The sequence below is a fragment of the Butyricicoccus faecihominis genome (genome assembly GCF_014648015.1).
GTDB classification, from domain to species: Bacteria; Bacillota; Clostridia; order Oscillospirales; family Butyricicoccaceae; genus Agathobaculum; species Agathobaculum butyriciproducens.
Genome location: NZ_BMQH01000003.1, coordinates 31,908 through 51,178, shown reverse-complemented (window position 1 = coordinate 51,178; position 19,271 = coordinate 31,908). Strand labels below are relative to the sequence as shown.

Genomic DNA, 19,271 nt, shown 5'->3' with positions numbered 1-19,271 from the left:
CGAGCGTACCAAAGGGAGCGATACGCCGCTGTGAGATTCAGGGGAGGAACGACACCGGGGAGAACTGGCGAACTGACACCGAAATGATACCGAAACACGACAATTTGATAGGGAGATAGTCTACCCTATCGCTGAGACTTCGGGAGATTTTAAGCGGCTCTATGGCTGTAATTTTGCCGAAAATCGCCCCGAAACCATACACGAAAACGGGAGGAAACGTAACATGCCGAGAATGAGTAAAAAGCGGAAGCATGAGCTTTCCTTTTACCTCAATGACCGGGGGCGTGTCACTTACAACGAATTATGCCGGAAATGCCAGCATGGGTGCAAGCAGAGCTTCCGGGCGGTTGTGATTGACTGCCCCCGTTATTTATCCAAACGAGCAAAGAAAAAGGAGGAACACACCGAATGAATTTTGAATTTATGACGATAGACACACCATTGCCGCCCTGTATGCCATTTCCCAGAGCGTTGACAGGATTTCCAGTCAGCAGCACCGCAAAGGTCATGTACTGCCGGATGTTGGACGCTATGCTTTTCAGAGGGCAGGCGGACGAGAACGGGATTCTTTTTGTCTGCTTCCCTATCACAGCCATTGCCGCAGTCCTGTCCCGCAGCCTCATGACGGTCAAGCGTTCTTTGAATGAACTGGAAACCGCCGGACTTATCATGCGGGTGCGTCAGGGCGTGGGAGAACCGAACAGGATTTATGTGCTGATACCGGGAAAGGAGGGCGCTACCCTTGCCTGATACCTCAAAGCTGGGAAAGCTCAACCGGGAGTTGGAGAAAAGCGAAAAGAAACTGCGGAAAGCCATCAATGATGAAAAGGCATTGCAGCACCAGTTGAAGCAGCTTACCCGAAAGGAACGGACGCACCGGCTCTGTACTCGTGGCGGTATGCTGGAAAGTTTTCTACAAGAGCCGGAACGCCTGACGGACGATGATGTCATGCTGTTGCTGAAACTCATTTTTCACAGGCAGGACACGCAAGATATATTGAAAAAACTGCTGGAACGGGAGAAGCCGGAAACCCCTTAGTTTACTAAGGGCGCAATTATACACCACCCAGAGGTTGGTGCATTGCGTTCTCCGAAGGCTCCTTGCAGGAGGGCTGTGATTTTCCGCAGCCACGGTCTGCTCCAAATCAAACAGGGGACGCTACACTTCCCCTGCGCTGGCTGCCGCCAGCTACCCTTTTGTGGACTTGCCATCTGGGGACACCTTGCGTTGCAAGCTGTTCCCAGCCGATAAGTTTCATAAAATATAATGCAAATGGAAAGCTAACTTGACATAAAAGAACTATGTGATATAATGGAAGCATGGAAAGTTAACTTTCCATAAGAGAGGAGGATGACATGAAAAATCGCCTGGAAGAATTACGAAAGCAACGAGGCATAAAGCAAGAAGATTTAGCAAATGCATTGGAAGTATCACGACAGACCATCGGCTCTTTGGAAAACGGACGCTATAACCCATCTATTCAGTTGGCATTTAAGATTGCCAGATATTTCAACATGAGTATTGAAGAAATTTTTATTTACGAGGAGGATTGATTATGAAAAAAAGGTTGTTGATTTTAATGACAGTTACAGGAATGATTATTCTACTGGGAGGATTGCTAACATACGGTTTGGGAGTACATGAAATAATACCTGTGCCACGTCCCGACTTAATAGTAGTAGGTACATCTCTCATTGGAATTTTGCTGATTGTATCTGGTGTGTGCGACTTGTTCGTTAAGAAAACCAAAGAAATGGAAATAGAGGAAAATGACGAGAGAAATATTTCGCTTAGTAATGCTGCTATGGCAAGTGGCTTCAAGGTAATGAATGTTACGATTGCTGTTTCTATTTTTGCTTTGATTTTCACCGGATATATGACAGTAGTCCCATGTTTCACTATTATTGGGGCTTATGCTATTGGACAAATTGTATTTATTGTGCGACTTTGGTACTTGCACAAAACTATGTAAATGTATTACTAAATACCCGCCGCCCCCAGCGGCACAACAAGCAGGAAATCTGAAAAGGTATCCTGCTTTTTCTATGTCCAAAAACGGAAAGGAGGAACACAAAATGCCCTGTCCACACAACGAAATCTCTATTGTGCAGCGCAGCCACCGCCAGTCTGCGGTTGCCGCCGCTGCTTACCAGAGCGGCGAAAAGCTGTTCTGTGAATATGACCAGGAAGTAAAACACTACCCGGAAAAGCGTGGTATCGTCCACAATGAAATCCTGCTCCCGGCAAACGCTCCCCTGGAGTACACAGACCGCAACACCCTCTGGAACGCTGCCGAAGCTGTTGAGAAGCAATGGAACTCCCAGCTTGCAAGGCGGTGGGTGCTTTCCATTCCCAGAGAGATACCGCCCGACCAGTACGCCGCCCTTGTACGGGATTTCTGCCGCCAGCAGTTTGTTTCCAAAGGAATGTGCGTGGATTTTGCCATCCATGACAAAGGGGACGGAAACCCACACGCCCATGTCATGCTGACCATGCGGGCAATGGATGAGCGTGGGAAATGGCTTCCCAAGAGCCGCAAGGTCTATGAACTTGATAAGAACGGGGAACGAATCAAGCTCCCGTCCGGCAGGTGGAAAAGCCACAAGGAAGATACGGTTGACTGGAACGACCGCAAATATGGCGAAATCTGGCGGCATGAATGGGAGGTCATCCAAAACCGCTATCTGGAAGCCAACAACCGCCCGGAACGAGTAGATCTCCGTTCTTACGAAAGACAGGGGCTTGATATTATCCCTACCGTCCATGAAGGGGCTGCTGTCCGGCAGATGGAAAAGCGTGGGATTCAGACGAACATCGGCAACCTGAACCGAGAAATCAAAGCCGCCAATAGTTTGATGAAGTCCATCCGGCAGCTTATTAAAAATCTCAAAGGCTGGATTGCGGAGCTTAGCGAAAAGCGGAATGAACTGCTTGCCCAAAAAGCTGCGGAGGAAGCGGTCTTTCTTCCCAATCTGCTGATGAAGTATATGGAGATACGAAAGGCAGAACGGAGCAGCTGGACACGGGCGGGACAAAGCCGGGGGACTTCCAAAGACTTAAAGGCAGTCAGCGAAGCCCTGTCCTATCTCCAGAGAAAGGGACTTTCCACCGTGGAGGATTTGGAAAACTTTATAGAAACGTCCGGGAAATCTGCCGCCGACTACCGAAAGCAGATGAAGCCAAAGGAAACCCGCAGCAACGTGATTGACGCTATCCTTGCCGCCCGGACGGACTGTAAGGAATGTAAGCCCGTTTATGAGAAATACCAGAAGATATTTTTCAAGAAAACTAAGGAAAAATTCAAGCTGGAACACCCGGAGGTTGCCCGGTTTGAGAAAGCCAGTGCCTACCTTGCCAAGCACCCGGACGATAAGGACAGCACGAAAAAGGAGCTTTTGCAGGAACAGGCGAAGCTTGTGGACGAAATCGCAGACTTGAAAGTACCGTTGACCGAGGTGCAGGAAGATTTGAAGAAGCTGTGGGACATCCGCTACTGGGTACGGAAAGCCACACCCGGCACAGAGGAAAGCAAAGAGCCGCCCAAGAAGCAGCCCCTCAAAGAAGTCTTGCAGGATAAGGCTGACGAGAAGAGAGCACAGAAAAACGCCCCGGCGCAGACGAAACACAAACAACAGGATATGGAACTTTAACAGGCACTTACCATTTTCAGATTGAGAATGATAAGTGCCTTTTCTTTTTTACAAGGAGGAATTGATTTGAATGTATTTGAAGCTGTGAAGCAGTCCGTTACGACAAGACAGGCTGCGGAGCATTACGGAATCCGGGTAAACAGAAACGGGATGGCTTGCTGCCCGTTCCACAACGATAAGACCCCCAGCATGAAGCTGGACAAGCGTTTCCACTGCTTCGGATGTGGTGCAGATGGGGATGTGATTGATTTTGTAGCTGCCCTGTACGGGCTGGGGAAAAAGGAAGCCGCCGCACAGTTGGCGAGTGACTTCGGGCTTGCCTATGAGGACTGGAAGCCACCGGGCAGGGCAAGGAAGCCCAAGCCCCGGCAGAAATCCCCGGAAGAACAGTTCCGGGAAGCAAAGGCACATTGCTTCCGTGTCCTTGCCGATTATCTACACCTCTTACGGGTATGGAAAACCGACTATGCCCCGCACTCCCCGGAGGAAGCGTTTCATCCCCGGTTCGTGGAAGCCTTGCAGAAGCAAGCCCATGTGGAATATCTGCTGGATGTGCTGCTGTTTGGGGATACGGAGGAAATCGCTTCACTGATTACGGAACATGGAAAGGATGTGATACAGCTTGAACAGCGAATGGCAGAGCTTGCCGCCGCAGACGCAGCAAGAACTAAAAAACACCATGAACGCCATGCAGCCGCCCCAGAGCGTTGAGGAAGTAAAGGCAACTCTGGAAACCACCGAGAAAGGCGGTGTCCGCCAGAGCATACGGAACTGCCTGACCGTATTCCAGCGTGACCCGGTGCTTGCCGGGGCAATCGCCTATAACATCCTGACCGACCGAAAGGACATCATAAAGCCCATCGGTTTTCACAGAGAAAGCACAGCCCTGACCGATACAGACATGAAGTATCTGCTTCTCTATCTGGAGGAAACCTACGGGCTGACCAGTGAGAAAAAGATTGAAACCGCCATCGGGATTGTGGCGAATGAGAATAAGTACCACCCCATCCGGGATTTTCTGAACAGCCTTGCATGGGACGGGACGGAGCGCATCCGCTTCTGTCTGCGGCACTTTCTGGGGGCGGATGTGGACGATTACACCTATGAAGCCCTAAAGCTGTTTCTTTTGGGGGCGATTACAAGGGCATTTAAGCCCGGAAGCAAGTTTGAAATCATGCTGTGTCTGGTAGGCGGTCAGGGGGCTGGCAAGTCCACCTTCTTCCGTCTGCTGGCAGTCCGGGACGAGTGGTTTTCCGATGATTTGCGGAAGCTGGACGATGATAACGTGTACCGCAAGCTGCAAGGTCACTGGATAATTGAAATGTCGGAAATGATGGCAACCGCCAATGCCAAGAGCATTGAGGAAATCAAGTCTTTTCTAAGCCGACAGAAAGAGGTTTATAAGATACCCTATGAAACCCACCCGGCAGACCGTCCCCGTCAGTGCGTGTTCGGCGGTACTTCCAACGCCCTTGACTTTCTCCCCCTTGACCGTTCCGGCAACCGCCGATTTATCCCGGTCATGGTGTACCCGGAGCAAGCCGAGGTTCACATTTTGGAGGACGAAGCCGCTTCCAGAGCCTATATCAGCCAGATGTGGGCGGAAGCAATGGAGATTTACCGAAGCGGCAGGTACAAGCTGTCATTCAGCCCAGCCATGCAGCGGTATCTCAAAGAACACCAGCGGGATTTTATGCCGGAGGACACCAAAGCCGGGATGATACAGGCTTACCTTGATAAGTACACCGGGGAAACGATCTGTTCCAAGCAGCTCTACAAGGAAGCCTTAAATCACACCTTTGACGAGCCGAAGCAATGGGAAATCCGGGAAATCAACGAGATAATGAACCAGTGCATTACCGGGTGGAACTACTTTTCCAATCCAAGAATGTTTGCGGAATATGGCAGACAAAAGGGCTGGGAGCGTGAAATCCCGGCAACGGACACCGACAACCCGCCCGAAAAATCTATGGACGGTTTTGTGGAGGTCACGGAGCAGATGGAGCTTCCATTCTGAAAATGACAGCCCGTTGCCGACTTCGTTGCTATCCCGTTGCCGAGCCGGTTGCCGGGGAAAAACCCATAACTGCGGGCTTTTCTCCCCTATGACAACCAAAACAACAGAAAAATAAAAGAAAAGTATAAATAGTAACCACCGCCAGATTGAGATTGTTTGCAAGGTCTTTTGAAGCCCGTTGCCGGACTTCGTTGCCGACACCCTCTGTCTGGCTATTTTCATGTATGGAGGATAACTGCCTATGGCAAAAAACAAAACAGAGATTCATGTGACCACTGTATTTGACGGGGAGCTGGACGCCACCGATGTGTTCGTCAGCCTGATTTCCCAGAAATACGGCAAGACAAATACAAAAGAATATCTTGCTAAAAAGAAAGAATTGAAGTATAATGAAGATGAGGTTCAAAAGAGCCGGATACCGTCTGGATTGTGTGGGTAAATGGCTATGATGAACGAAATGGAATACAGAACAATCGGTTCGGCACTTGCCGGGGGCTATCGTGCAGCGGTCTATTGCAGACTGTCAAAGGACGATGACCTGCAAGGCGAAAGTGCCAGTATCGCAAACCAGCGTGATATGCTGGAAAAATACTGCGAAAAGCAGGGATGGGAGGTTGTGGCAGTCTATCAGGACGATGGCTTCACAGGTCTTAATATGGAGCGTCCTGATTTACAGAGAATGTTGAGATCCATTGAGCGCAGGCAAATCAACCTTGTTATCACGAAAGACCTCAGCCGACTGGGGCGTAACTATCTGCAAACCGGGCATTTGATTGAGGACTTTTTCCCAAGAAACGGGGTGCGCTATATCGCCATGAATGACGGTATCGACACCTTACGGGATAACAACGACATTGCCCCGTTCAAGAATATCCTGAACGAGATGTACAGCAAGGATATTTCCAAGAAAGTCCATTCCTCTTATCTTCTGAAAGCGCAGAAAGGACAGTTTACCGGGTGTCTTGCCCCGTTTGGGTATCGGAAAGACCCGGAGGACAAAAACCATCTGCTCATTGACGAGGAAACCGCCCCGATTGTGCGGCTGATTTTCGGATATGCCCTAAACGGTCATGGTCCGAACTATATCCGCAGACGGCTGGAGGAAGAAAAAATCCCCTGCCCCACATGGTGGAACCGGGAACGGGGGCTTCGCAATACCCGCACCAAATGGGAAAAGAAAGACCCGGAAAACGGGCGGTATATGTGGGACTTCTCCGTTATCAAAGACCTTTTGATGAATCCCGTCTACACCGGGGCGATTGCTTCCCAGAAAAAAGACTACCGCTTCAAAATCGGCACGATTGGGGAAAAGAAACCGGAGGACTGGGTTGTGGTTGAGGGACAGCACGAACCGCTGATTGACCGCATGAGCTTTGATATTGTGCAGAACAAGCTGAAATCCCGCCAGCGTCCGGGGCAGACCAATGAAATCAGCCTGTTTGCCGGACTGATAAAATGCGGCGAGTGTGGGAAGTCGCTGACGATACGCTACACAAACGCAAAACATCCCCAGCGGATTTACTCCTGCAAGACCTACAATGCCTTTGGAAAGAACCACTGCACCCAGCACCGGATTGATTATGACACCCTTTACAGTCATGTGCTGCGGAAAATCCGGGAATGTGCCAGAGCTGCCCTGATGGACGGAGAAGCGGTTGCCGACCGCCTGACCAATACCTGTGAAGCCGAGCAGCGGGAACAGCGGGAAGCAATGGAACGCTCCCTTACAAGGGACGAGGAACGGATTGAGGTTCTGGACAAAATGGTAATGCGGCTTTATGAGGATATGATTGCAGGGCGTATCAGTGAGCAGAACTTCAACACCATGCTGGAAAAGACGCAGACCGAGCAGACGGAGCTTAAAACAAAAGTGTCCGAGGGCAGAAAGCGGCTGTCCGATGAAGTCCAGCTTGCCAATGATGCAAAACAATGGGTGGAAGCCATTCAGGAATACGCCAACATCACAGAGCTGGATGCAGCCACCCTTAACCGCTTAATCAAAGAAATCGTCGTGCATGAGCGCATTGACGAAGATAAAACAAGACACATTTCTATCGAAATTCATTTTAATCTCAAACCCATCCCGGAGGTGGAACAGGTCACTGCCTGACCTGTCCCGCCTGGATGGTTCTCTTAAAAACACCATATAGATTTTTGTACGCCGCCGCCCGCCATCGAGCAGAATTTTACACCTAATTGGGGATAAAACAGCTCGCAGCTGGCGGCGGCATCATGCTGTTGGGCGTGAAGGTCATCCCCCTCATCACCACGCTCATCACCGTGTAATTGGTGAGCGCCTATGGATTTCATATTCGACGCGATCAATGAATGGATCAAGAAGTTCCTGATCGAAGCCATTCAGGGAAATCTGTCGGGTATGTTTGATGGCGTGAACACCCGCGTTGCCGAGATCGCGGGCGAAGTAGGAAAAACGCCGGAGACATGGAACTCCGGCGTTTTCTCCATCATCCGCAGCTTGTCCCAAACGGCGGTCCTGCCGATTGCCGGACTGGTCATCGCGGCGATCCTCAGCTATGAGCTGATCAGCATGATCATTGACAAGAACAATATGCACGACATCGACACATGGATGTTCGTCAAGTGGGTGTTCAAGGCTGGGATCGCCATTTTCGTTATCAATCATACCTTTGACTTCATCATGGCGATTTTCGATGTCACACAAAACATGGTGCAGAAAGCGACCGGCGTCATAGATGCGCAAGCCAGCATCGACATTACAGCGGCACTTGCGTCTATCACGACCGAGTTGGAAGCGATGGGCACAGGCGAGTTGTTCGGCCTCATGATGGAAACCTTCTTGATGCGCTTTGCCCTCACCGTGATGGGCGTGTGCATCATGATCATCCTCTATGGCAGAATGATCGAGATCTTCATTTACGCCAGTGTCGGACCGCTGCCGTTTGCCACCTTCGCCAACCGGGAATGGGGCAACATCGGCACGAACTATGTGCGCGGACTTGCGGCATTAGGCTTACAGGGGTTTCTCATCATGGTCTGCGTGGCGATCTACGCCGCACTGGTCAAGACGCTATCCCTTACAGGCGGCAATATCCACGCTGCGATCTGGGGATGCGCCGCCTACACCATGCTGCTGTGTTTCAGCTTATTCAAGTCCGGCGGCGTTGCAAAGAGCATTCTGCACGCCCATTAAAAGGAGGAATTGATTTTGCCGGAAGTTTATATCCCAAAGGATCTGACGCAGGTGCAGAACAAGGTCATATTCGGCTTGACCCGCCGCCAGCTTGTGTGTTTCAGCCTTGCGGCAGTAGTGTCGGTTCCGATCTATCTGCTGACCCGCAAGCCGCTGGGCGGCGATACGGCGATGGTGCTGCTGATCGTTTCGGCCTTGCCGTTCTTTTTCACGGCGCTGTACAGGAAAAACGGTCAGCCGGTGGAACGATGCCTGAAAAACTATGCCCGCGTTCGTTTCCTGACACCCCGAAACCGTCCGTATCAGACCAACAACCGCCTTGCCACACTGGAACGGCAGGCAAAAATCAACGAGGAGGTGGAGCATATTGCTCTCTATGAACAGAAAAAGCAGCCGGCCTGTGCGAAAAAGCGTCGGCTGGAGCAGCGACCTGATCGTCCGACCGGACACGCCGCTGACAAACGCGCAGCGCAAAGAGTTCGCAAGAACGGTAAAGCGGGCAAAACGCGACGGTAAGATTGCCGCCACCGCCCAGCAGACCATTCCCTATGTGGAAATGTACCGCAACGGTATGTGCGACCTTGGCGGCGGGCTGTACAGCAAGAGCGTCCAGTTTGAAGATCGCGCATATACCGAGGTGTCGGACGATGAACAGGTGGTCATTTTCGACCTCTACTGCGATCTGCTCAATTACTTCGGACCCTCTGTGGGTCTGGAGCTGTCCGTCATCTGCTATTACCCGGACCTCAAAACCTATGAGCGTGATCTGAGCATCCCGCCGAGTGGCGATGCACTGGACCCGGTGCGGCAGGAACTCAGCGATTTCCTGCTGCATCAGGCGGCAAAGTGCAAGGTCGAGCGCCGGATGTGCCTGACCTACACCGTGCAGGCGGAAGGTCTGGTGCGGGCACTGTCCCGTCTGGATCAGATCGAGAGCGATGTCATCGCGGCGTTCCGGTCACTTGGCAGCACCGCCCGTCCGATGGATGGCTATGAGCGTCTGGCGGCGCTGCATCAGTGCTTGCATCTGGATACGCCCCAGCAGTTCAAATTTAACTGGAATGCCTTGATCCAGACCGGACTTTCCAGTAAGGACTTTATCGCGCCCAGCTCATTTCAGTTCAAGGACGGGCGCTATTTCCGCGTGGGCGCGTCCTATGGCACGGCATCGTTCCTGCAAATCGATGCAAGCCGCCTTTCCCATACCTTACTCAATTCACTGCTGGACTGCGATGCCTGCCAGATTTTCACCATCCACGCAAAGGCATTGGAGCATGGCGCGGCGCTGAAAGCTGTCAAGCGTAAGCTGTCCGATCTGGATAAGACGAAGATCGACGAGCAGAAACGCGCAACCCGCACCGGCTACGATTACGATATTCTCCCACCGGACCTCAAAACCTACGCTAAAGAAGCGGAAAATCTGCTGGAGGCATTGCAGAGCCACGATGAAAAGCTCTTTATGGTGACGATCCTCATGGTGCATATCGCACCAAGCAGACAAAAGCTCGAAAACATTTTGACCTCTGTGGGCGGCATCGCCAGCGCCGCGAACTGCGAACTCATTCGGCTGGACTATCAGCAGGAGCAGGGATATATGTCCGCGCTGCCGTTGGGCGTCAATCTGGTGGAGATCCAGCGTGGCATGACCACCAGCGGAACGGCGATTTTCCTGCCGTTCCGCACCTGCGAGGTGTATCAGCCGGGTGGACTGTACTACGGCGTGAACGCCCTGACGAATCAGATCATCATTGCAGACCGCAAGACCCTGAAATGTCCCAATGGGATCGTGCTGGGTACGCCGGGTTCCGGTAAATCGTTCTTCGCCAAGCGTGAGATCGTCCACACCTTTTTCACAACGGACGATGATCAGCTCATGCTGGACAGTGAGAACGAATACACCGCACTCACCGAAGCGCTGGGTGGGCAGGTCATTTACCTCGCACCGGACAGCAAATATTACCTCAATCCGATGGACCTTGATCTAAGCACCGATGTGGGCGAATCGCCCATGCTGATGCAGGCGGATTTCATCATGTCCCAGTGTGAGCTGATGATGGCAAATCAGGGTAATACCCTGATGCCCATTGAGCGATCCCTGCTGGACCGCTGCATCGGCTTGGTGTACCGGGAATATATGAAGGACCCCAAGCCGGAGAAAATGCCGGTGCTGGGTGATCTGTACCGTGTGCTGAAAGAACAGCACGACCCCAGAGCAGACGATCTCGCTACGGCGATGGAGATTTATGTGACCGGCAGCCTGTCCTACTTAAATCACCGCACGAACATCGACCTGCATAACCGCCTTGTGTGCTACAACACGAGCCGGTTGGGACAAGGACTGAAAAAGCTGGTCATGAGCAATGTGCAGAAGCATATATGGCAGTGCACCACGGCGAACCGTTACGCCGGTAAAACGACCCGTATCATTTTGGATGAGTTCCATCTGCTGCTGAAAGAGCCGCAGACGGCAGCGTACACGGCGGAAATCTATAAGCGGTTTCGCAAATGGAATGGTATCCCCACCGCCCTGACGCAGAATGTCAAGGACCTGCTTGCCAGTCCTGAAATTGAAAATATTCTGGAAAACAGCGACTTTGTGCTCATGCTCAATCAGGGTGCCAGCGACCGCGCAATTCTGGCGCAGCGGCTCTCCATCGCACCGGACGAGCTGGCTCATGTCACCAACAGCGGCGAGGGTCAGGGACTCTTGTTCTTTGGGGATAAGGTCATTCCATTTGAGGACCGTTTCCCGAAAAATACTAAGCTGTATCAGCTTATGACAACGAAGCCTGCGGAACAGGAGCCGAAAGGAGGTCCCCATGCAGACTGATGTGATCTACAACATGGACGCACTGGAAGCACTTCGCAGCTTGCCGGACGAAAGCGTTCATTGCTGCGTGACCTCGCCGCCGTATTATGCCCTCCGGGATTACGGCGTGGAGGGACAGATCGGGCGGGAAAGTACGCCCAACGAGTATGTTGCGCGTCTGACCGAGGTGTTTGCCGAAGTCCGGCGCGTTCTGTGTTCGGACGGGACGCTGTGGCTCAACATTTCAGATACCTTTGCCGGAAAAGGCGATCAGGGTGATGCGCTGGACCCGAAGTATCCCAACGGCAGGACCGGTCAGACCGTGGCACTGAACCGCACGGTAGAGGGCTGCAAGTCCAAGGATATGATCGGCATTCCGTGGATGCTTGCCTTTGCGCTTCGCGCAGACGGCTGGTATCTCCGCAGCGACATCATCTGGCGAAAGGGCAATCCCATGCCGGAGAGCTGCAAAGACCGTCCTTCTCGCTGCTATGAACATATTTTCCTGCTGTCAAAATCCCGAAAGTATCTTTACGATGCAGCTGCGATCGCAGAGCCGATGGCTCCGTCCTCTGCTGCGCGGTATAGGCGTAGGTGCTGCGGCGGCAAGTATGCCGAAAAGGTGCCGGGACAAAACAATGTGCAGGGACTCAATATGATGCGGACCGGCTCATACTATGCGGACAAGCCGGAACCCACCATGCGGAATAAGCGGGATGTGTGGGACATCAACACGGTATCCTATCGCGGCGGGCATTTTGCTGCCTATCCGCCCAAGCTGGCGGAAACCTGCATCCTGGCAGGCTGCCCGGAGGGCGGGATCGTTCTGGACCCGTTCTTCGGCAGCGGCACCACCGGTGCCGTAGCGAAGCAGCTTGCACGACATTACATCGGAATTGAGCTGAACCCGGAGTATTGCAAGTTGGCACAGAAGCGGATCGAGGAGGCATCCGCATGAATTGGAAGCGCAATATCTACGATGCGGATGACGCCGCCCGCAGTAAGCGCCTGAAATTCACGCCGGAGGAACGGGCGGAAAACGCCAAGAAAAAAGCCGAGGTGCTGGGCGGTAAGCTGGGGCAGGCAAAGCAAGATTTGCCCAAACAGCGCCGTCCTGCCCTCAAGCGCACCGCAGACCCGGAAACCGGCAAGGTAAAGCACAGTGTTTATCTGGCGGAGGAAGTAAAGCCCCGCGGCAGGCGCAGTACAGCCGGCCGCGTAGTAACGGCTTCCGGGCGCATGGCAAATAGACAGCTGCACCGCAAGCTGCGGCAGGTGGAGCAGGAAAATGTAGGCACCGAAGCTGCGCACAAGACGGAGTTTGTGACCGAGCGCACAGTAAGCAGTGCCGTCCGGCATGGGCATCGCTATATCAAAGACGCACCCTACCGCAAGGTAGAGAAATTGGAGCGCAAAAGCACCAAGGCGACCGTGGAGGCGAGATACCGCGAAGCCATTCGGGATACACCGGAGCTTCAGGAGCATACCTTCAAGGCGCAGCTTCAGAAACGGCGCTTGAAACGGAAATATGCCAAGGAACTCCGCAAGGCGCAGCAAGCGGCAGGCGGTGCGACCGTGTGGGAGCGTGCCAAGAACGCCGTGACCGGTACGGCGCAGACTGCCGGTAATTTTATCGTGCAGCACCGAAAAGGCGCACTGTGCATGGCAGGTATCCTTGCTCTGATGATCTGCTTGCTGATGTCCGGCCTGTCCTCCTGTTCAGCTATGCTGGAGGGTGTGACCGGCGCAATCACCAGCACCTCCTACACTGCCGAGGACCCGGATATTCGTCAGGCAGAGGCAGATTACACGGCTCTGGAAAAGCAGTTGGAGCGTGAAATGGGCAGCATCGAGCAGACGCAAAGCGGCTACGATGAATACCGCTACGATGTGGACACCATCGGGCATGATCCCAATGAGCTGATCGCCTACCTTACTGTGAAATTTGGCGACTTCAAGCCGGATGAGGTGCAGACGGCACTCAAAGACCTGTTTGAGCAGCAGTACACGGTCACGCTGACGCCGGTATCCGAAACGCGGTATAAAACCGTGAGCCACACCAACAAGGACGGCACCACCAGTTCAAGACGTGTGGCATACACCTACAAGATATTGTATGTGACCGTCCGCAATCGCTCGTTGGGAACCGTCGTGCGGGAGCTGCTGACCGAGGATGAGTACAAGCGGTATCTGGTGATCTTTCAGCAGAAAGGCAACCGACCGGATATTTTCGGGGACAACATCTACGCAAACCCGTCCGAGGGACCGAAGTATGAGATCCCCGGTGAAGCACTGTCTGACCCGTCGTTCAAGGCGCTCATCACGGAAGCGGAAAAGTATCTCGGCTGGCCGTATGTGTGGGGCGGAAGCAGTCCGTCCACCTCGTTTGACTGCTCCGGCTTCGTGTGCTGGGTCTACACGGCCAGCGGCGTTCATAATCTGCCGCGTACCACGGCGACCGGCATTTATAATCAGTGTACTGTCATCTCGAAAAGTGAAGCAAAACCGGGCGACCTTGTGTTCTTCACAAAAACTTACGATTGCGACGGTCCGGTGTCGCATATCGGCATCTATGTGGGCAACGGCATGATGATCCACGCCGGTTCGCCCATCAAATACGCCAGCATCGAAACCTCATACTGGCAGGAACATTTTTACGCATTTGGCAGGCTGTGAGCCTGTCTTTTTTGTTAGGAGGCATTGTATGAACCCCAGAATCAAGAAGATCGAACAGGAAATCGACAAGCTCAAGGGCAAGGTCGCATCGTATCAGACGCGCTGCCGAGAGCTGGAACAGCAGAAGCGCGAACTGGAGAACACGGAGATCGTCGGCGTGGTGCGGAGCATGGATGTTTCACCGGATGAGCTGGCAGAGGTACTTCGTGCGCTTCGCAGCGGCGCACCGCTGCCGCAGAACCATCTGAACAAGGAGGACAACAACCATGCGAACTAAATTCCGTACCTTGGCAGTCACACTGATGACCGCCCTCTGCATGACGCTCTTTTGCGTCCCCGCCTTCGCCATGAGCGAGGAACCGGCGCAGTCCGCTACATCTCCCGCAGAGGCGACTACGCCCGCTGATGCAGAAACCGGCACTTCGTCCAATCCCTTTACCCCCAACGGCACAGGTACGGTGGTGGATAACGCCACCGATGAGGACGGCAAGGAGTTTTACACCATCCAGACCGCAGATGAAAATGTGTTCTACCTCGTTATCGACAAGCAGCGCGGCACAGAGAATGTGTATTTTCTGAACGCCGTCACGGAAAGCGACCTGATGGCGCTGGCGAAAAAGGACGATTCCGCTGCGACTACACCGGTCAAGCCGGAACCCACGCCGGAGCCGGAAAAACCGGCAGACGAACCCACACAGCCGGAGCAGCCTGCTAAGACCGGCATCAGCACGGGCATGATGCTGCTCATCGGCATCGTGGTGCTTGCCGCAGGCGGTGTCGGTTACTATGTGAAGATTTACAAGCCGAAGCATGAACTGGACGACGCGGAGGATTGGGACGAGATCGAGTTTGCCGGACCGGAGGACGAACCCGTGGAGGAGGACTTTTCTGAACTCACCGCCGAGGAAGAAGCCGAACGCCGCAGACGCTATGAGGAAGATGTAGATGAGGACGAGGATATGGACGGTGACAGCGATGCCCCTGTTCAGTAACCGCCCGGGCATGGAGCGCATGATGCAGCAGAAGCCTGCTGGTGGGAAAGAGCCGGAAACCCCGGCTCTCCCGCCGGAGCATCCCTGCCATGGCTGCGGCTATGGCAGACAGCGCCCGTGCATCGGGATCTGCTATAAAGAACTCATGGAACAGCACTTTGGGAGGAAACAGGCATGAAATTGATCGTAACGGAGAAGCCGTCCGTGGCACAGAGCATTGCCTCTGTGCTGGGCGCGCGGCAGCGGCAGGACGGCTATCTGGAGGGCGGCGGCTATCTCGTAAGCTGGTGCCTTGGACATTTGGTGGAAATGGCGGCGGCAGACGCCTATGACCCCACCTATTCCAAATGGCAGATGGACGATCTGCCCATTCTGCCGGAGCCGTGGCAATATGTTGTGACGCCGGACAAAAAGGCGCAGTTTGCCGTACTGCAAAACCTCATGCAGCGGGACGATGTGGAGAGCATCGTGTGTGCCACCGACGCCGGACGCGAGGGCGAGCTGATTTTCCGCCTGGTCTATGAAATGGCGAACTGCCGCAAATCTATTGAGCGCCTGTGGATCTCCTCAATGGAGGAAAGCGCCATCGAGGACGGTTTTGCCAATCTTCGTCCCGGTGCAGAGTATGATTCGCTCTATGCGGCGGCGCTCTGTCGTTCCAAGGCAGACTGGCTGGTAGGCATCAATGCAACGCGCCTGTTTTCCACGCTGTACCATCGGACGCTGAATGTGGGGCGCGTGATGACGCGCACTCTTGCTCTGGTGGTGGAGCGTGAGAACGCTATCGAGAACTTCAAAAAGCAGAAGTTCTACACGGTGGAACTGGATTGCGGCTTTCGCGTGGTGTCAGACCGCTTTGCACAGCGCAAGGACGCAGATAAGCTGTGTGCCGCCTGCGAGGGGCAGACGCTTACCGTGACCGGCGTAGAGCAGACCGTTAAGACCGCAAAGCCACCCAAGCTGTATGATTTGACCTCCTTGCAGCGGGACGGCAACCGGCTGTTCGGCTATACCGCCCAGCAGGTCTTGGACTACGCACAGGCGCTTTATGAGAAGAAGCTGCTGACCTACCCGCGCACGGATTCCAATTACCTGACCGAAGATATGGCAGATGGCGTTCCGGCTCTTGCCGAGCAGTCTGCAAAGCTGTTGCCGTTTGCGCCGCCCTATGCGATCACGGATGTGGGGCGCGTTGTTGACAGCAGTAAGGTATCCGATCACCACGCGCTGCTGCCCACTATGCAGGTCACAGAGGATGCACTGGCGGCGCTGCCTGCCGGGGAACGCAATGTGCTGACGCTGGTGATGGTGCGGCTGCTGTGCGCCATTGGTAAAATCCATCAGTATGAGGATACCGCCGTCCGGCTGGAGCAGGACGGCGCAGTTTTTACCGCCAACGGGCGCACGGTGATAGAGCCCGGCTGGAGGGCAACGGAGAAAGCGTTCCTCTCCACGCTGAAACAAAAACCGGAGGCGAGCGAACCGCCGGATACGCTGCCGACGCTGACACAGGGACAGACCGTATTCGTTTCCCGTGCCGTGACAAAAGAGGGTTCCACCACACCACCCAAGCACTTTACGGAGGACACGCTGCTCTCCGCAATGGAACACGCCAGTGCAGAGGAGTTTGCTGAGATCGAGGGCGTAGAGCGCACCGGGCTGGGTACACCTGCGACCCACGCCGGTGTGCTGGAAAAGCTGGTAAAGGGCGGTTTTTTGGAACGAAAGGGCCGTCAGCTTCTCCCCACGAAAAAGGGTCACAACCTCGTTGTGATCCTGCCGGAGAGCATCAAGTCCGCAAAGCTGACAGCAGAATGGGAGTCTGCGCTGAAAGAGGTCGAGCATGGCGCTCTATCCCCGGAGGAATTTCTGACCGGCATTCAAAAGCAGGTGTCCGAGCTGGTGGCGTGCTATAAGAATGTGCAGGTGGAAACCGAACTGTTTGATGAGCGCGAGAGCATCGGTGCGTGTCCTCGATGCGGCGGGAGCGTCATGGAGCGTAAGCTGAGTTTCCAGTGTACCCGGCAGGGCTGCGGCTTCACCATGTGGAAAAACGACCGGTTCTTCAAGGACAAGCACAAGGAGCTGACGAAACCTGCGGCAACCGCGTTGCTGAAAAAGGGGCGCGTGAAGATGTCTGGCCTGTTCAGTGAAAAGAAGGGCACAACCTATGACGCAACCATCGTGCTCACGGACACCGGGAGATATGTGAATTATAAGCTGGAGTTTGAGAACAAGCCGAAACAAAACAAGGCTGGAAAGGAGCGCACATGAATAACAAAACCAAACGATTAGAGCCTGTGCCGTTTGACACCTTTGCGGCGCACTTGGGCGCACGATATGAAAAGGCACAGGACGCAGAGTATATCTTGCGGGACGGCACGATGCTGACATCCATGCCGGATGTCCGTGGACTGTACCAGTCTGCGGATCATCTTGCCACCGGCGAGGCGGCGATCCCCAAAGTATATGTGCCGGCCTATGCTTCTCCCTCCGACTTGCAGCCAAGTGCCTTTGACGAAGTTGGATCGCTGATGTCTCTGTCCCGCATTACGGCAACGACCGTCCCGATGGGCTTGCCCGGATTCGGGCAGCGGCAGGAACCCGGCTTTGTGCTGGACAGCGGCTATGTGCTGCTGAACAGTGAGCGCACCCCGGATGGTGGCTACAAAGCCGGTGCCGGAATGGATGGGATGTACATGATGACGGGTCAGGTCTTTCAGCCGGTGCAGGACGGAAACGGCAGTATCATCGCATTTATGGCACAGGAGCCGGAGCGTGAAAAACAGATCGTCCATCAGGGATACGCCATCATCGACCGGATGCAGGCGGGAGCCGTAGAGTTCGTGCTGGGCGAAAACCCCAGAGCGCCGCAGCCCTATGTCACATGGCGGCACATCATCGGGGATGCGTCTACGGACTTCTATTGGGGGCATTACTTCGGCAGCTACCACAAAGCAAAAGCAGACCTGAAAAACCGGGCAAAGGAGTATATCCGGTTGAATACCGAGGAAAAGCCGACTTCTGTTCGTGCGCAGCTTGCTCAGATGCAGCAGGAGCAGAAAACGGCATCTTCCTCAAAACCTGCAAGAGCGCAGGAAGAACGATAAATAGGACTTTATGGGCGGTGCGGAACGAACGCACCGCCCATATTTGTACAGCAACCAATGCACAGGAGGAATTGAATGTTATATTTTCATTCTTGGAGCGGCGGCAAAGACAGCACAGCAAGCATCATTCTGGACCACATTCACGGTCTGCCGCCATCCAAAATCATCTTTTCAGAAGTGATGTTTGACAGAAAGCGTGAGATCAGCGGAGAACCGCCGGAACATATCGACTTCATCCGCAGCAAGGCAAAGCCGCTCTTTGAAATCTGGGGATACGAAGTCGAGATTGTCCGCGCGGAAAAAGATTACCTTGATCTTTTCTACCATGTGACACAGAAAAGTAAGATCCCAGAGCGCAATGGCAAATACAGCGGATGGCTCATTGGAGGAAAATGTTCGGCAAATCGTGATTTGAAGATCGCTCCGGTCCGCAATTATTTCAAAAAACTCGATTTGACTGGAACGGATTATACCCAATACATCGGTATTGCGCTTGACGAACCGAAGCGCTTAAAGCGCTTGAAAGGCTCTAACAGAATATCCCTTCTTGCGCGTTTCGGATTTACAGAGCAAATGGCGTATGACCTCTGCAAAGAATATGGGCTGCTCTCGCCGATATACAATTTTTCGCGGCGCGGTGGGTGCTGGTTTTGTCCCAATCAAGGCTATGCGGAATTGACGCATATCAAAATGGAGTACCCGGAACTGTGGGAGGAATTGCGGAAACTGAACGCAGAGGAAAATGTTGTTTCGCACGGCTGTAAGTACGGGAAAACGCTGGAAGAAGTGGAAGCGATCATCGACGGTAAAATCCAGAATCAAAGGAGGGGTATCAGTGTCTAAA

The 19,271-nt window shown here is 53.5% G+C and carries 22 protein-coding genes; all 22 read left to right on the top strand.

Features of this window, described 5'->3' with window-relative positions; translation table 11 throughout:
• Positions 1–223: 223 nt before the first annotated feature.
• A complete protein-coding gene (locus IEY11_RS03455; RefSeq protein ID WP_002304353.1) occupies positions 224–412 on the top strand; it encodes a hypothetical protein in 189 nt (62 codons plus the stop codon).
• A complete protein-coding gene (locus tag IEY11_RS03450) occupies positions 409–750 on the top strand; it encodes a DeoR family transcriptional regulator (protein WP_005335900.1) in 342 nt (113 codons plus the stop codon). Before IEY11_RS03455 ends, IEY11_RS03450 begins: the two co-directional genes overlap by 4 nt.
• Positions 743–1,039, top strand: a complete 297-nt coding sequence (locus IEY11_RS03445; RefSeq protein WP_005335898.1) for a DUF3847 domain-containing protein — start codon at positions 743–745, stop codon at positions 1,037–1,039. Before IEY11_RS03450 ends, IEY11_RS03445 begins: the two co-directional genes overlap by 8 nt.
• A gap of 317 nt (positions 1,040–1,356) precedes the next feature.
• A complete protein-coding gene (locus IEY11_RS03440; protein WP_002595107.1) occupies positions 1,357–1,554 on the top strand; it encodes a helix-turn-helix transcriptional regulator in 198 nt (65 codons plus the stop codon).
• Positions 1,555–1,556: 2 nt separating this feature from the next.
• Entirely contained in the window at positions 1,557–1,973 is a 417-nt protein-coding gene (locus tag IEY11_RS03435) for a hypothetical protein (protein WP_002595106.1), read from the top strand.
• Positions 1,974–2,076: 103 nt separating this feature from the next.
• The gene (gene mobQ, locus IEY11_RS03430; RefSeq protein WP_002595105.1) at positions 2,077–3,651 is read left to right on the top strand and encodes a MobQ family relaxase; all 1,575 of its coding nucleotides are present in this window, start codon (positions 2,077–2,079) and stop codon (positions 3,649–3,651) included.
• A gap of 66 nt (positions 3,652–3,717) precedes the next feature.
• A complete protein-coding gene (locus tag IEY11_RS03425; RefSeq protein ID WP_002595104.1) occupies positions 3,718–4,362 on the top strand; it encodes a CHC2 zinc finger domain-containing protein in 645 nt (214 codons plus the stop codon).
• The gene (locus IEY11_RS03420) at positions 4,331–5,668 is read left to right on the top strand and encodes a virulence-associated E family protein (protein WP_117831474.1); all 1,338 of its coding nucleotides are present in this window, start codon (positions 4,331–4,333) and stop codon (positions 5,666–5,668) included. Before IEY11_RS03425 ends, IEY11_RS03420 begins: the two co-directional genes overlap by 32 nt.
• A 241-nt stretch (positions 5,669–5,909) precedes the next feature.
• Entirely contained in the window at positions 5,910–6,107 is a 198-nt protein-coding gene (locus IEY11_RS03415) for a hypothetical protein (RefSeq protein WP_002595102.1), read from the top strand.
• The gene (locus IEY11_RS03410; RefSeq protein ID WP_005335872.1) at positions 6,108–7,778 is read left to right on the top strand and encodes a recombinase family protein; all 1,671 of its coding nucleotides are present in this window, start codon (positions 6,108–6,110) and stop codon (positions 7,776–7,778) included.
• An 86-nt stretch (positions 7,779–7,864) separates the two neighbouring features.
• On the top strand, positions 7,865–7,954 hold the full coding sequence (locus IEY11_RS03405) for a Maff2 family mobile element protein (RefSeq protein ID WP_158576731.1): 90 nt from the start codon (positions 7,865–7,867) through the stop codon (positions 7,952–7,954).
• A gap of 13 nt (positions 7,955–7,967) precedes the next feature.
• The gene (locus IEY11_RS03400) at positions 7,968–8,840 is read left to right on the top strand and encodes a VirB6/TrbL-like conjugal transfer protein, CD1112 family (protein ID WP_188885809.1); all 873 of its coding nucleotides are present in this window, start codon (positions 7,968–7,970) and stop codon (positions 8,838–8,840) included.
• A gap of 15 nt (positions 8,841–8,855) precedes the next feature.
• A complete protein-coding gene (locus tag IEY11_RS14770) occupies positions 8,856–9,356 on the top strand; it encodes a PrgI family protein (protein ID WP_201309120.1) in 501 nt (166 codons plus the stop codon).
• A complete protein-coding gene (locus tag IEY11_RS03395; protein WP_201309122.1) occupies positions 9,241–11,670 on the top strand; it encodes a VirB4-like conjugal transfer ATPase, CD1110 family in 2,430 nt (809 codons plus the stop codon). Before IEY11_RS14770 ends, IEY11_RS03395 begins: the two co-directional genes overlap by 116 nt.
• Positions 11,660–12,607, top strand: a complete 948-nt coding sequence (locus IEY11_RS03390; RefSeq protein WP_188885807.1) for a DNA-methyltransferase — start codon at positions 11,660–11,662, stop codon at positions 12,605–12,607. Before IEY11_RS03395 ends, IEY11_RS03390 begins: the two co-directional genes overlap by 11 nt.
• Positions 12,604–14,325 carry a C40 family peptidase gene (locus IEY11_RS03385; protein WP_188885806.1) on the top strand — a complete coding sequence of 574 codons (1,722 nt, stop codon included), beginning with the start codon at positions 12,604–12,606 and terminating at the stop codon, positions 14,323–14,325. The genes IEY11_RS03390 and IEY11_RS03385 overlap by 4 nt, the downstream gene beginning before the upstream one ends.
• Before the next feature lie 28 nt (positions 14,326–14,353).
• Positions 14,354–14,602: a DUF4315 family protein gene (locus tag IEY11_RS03380; protein ID WP_118760679.1), complete on the top strand. Its 249-nt coding sequence runs from the start codon at positions 14,354–14,356 to the stop codon at positions 14,600–14,602.
• Positions 14,592–15,317, top strand: a complete 726-nt coding sequence (locus IEY11_RS03375; protein ID WP_188885805.1) for a DUF4366 domain-containing protein — start codon at positions 14,592–14,594, stop codon at positions 15,315–15,317. The genes IEY11_RS03380 and IEY11_RS03375 overlap by 11 nt, the downstream gene beginning before the upstream one ends.
• Positions 15,301–15,495 carry a hypothetical protein gene (locus tag IEY11_RS03370; RefSeq protein WP_188885933.1) on the top strand — a complete coding sequence of 65 codons (195 nt, stop codon included), beginning with the start codon at positions 15,301–15,303 and terminating at the stop codon, positions 15,493–15,495. Before IEY11_RS03375 ends, IEY11_RS03370 begins: the two co-directional genes overlap by 17 nt.
• Positions 15,492–17,591: a type IA DNA topoisomerase gene (locus tag IEY11_RS03365; RefSeq protein ID WP_188885804.1), complete on the top strand. Its 2,100-nt coding sequence runs from the start codon at positions 15,492–15,494 to the stop codon at positions 17,589–17,591. The genes IEY11_RS03370 and IEY11_RS03365 overlap by 4 nt, the downstream gene beginning before the upstream one ends.
• Positions 17,588–18,427 (top strand): hypothetical protein, encoded by an 840-nt coding sequence (locus IEY11_RS03360; protein WP_188885803.1) that lies wholly within the window; start codon positions 17,588–17,590, stop codon positions 18,425–18,427. Before IEY11_RS03365 ends, IEY11_RS03360 begins: the two co-directional genes overlap by 4 nt.
• Before the next feature lie 75 nt (positions 18,428–18,502).
• Complete coding sequence (locus IEY11_RS03355; RefSeq protein WP_188885802.1) at positions 18,503–19,270, top strand: adenine nucleotide alpha hydrolase family protein; 768 nt, start codon at positions 18,503–18,505, stop codon at positions 19,268–19,270.
• Position 19,271: the final 1 nt, after the last annotated feature.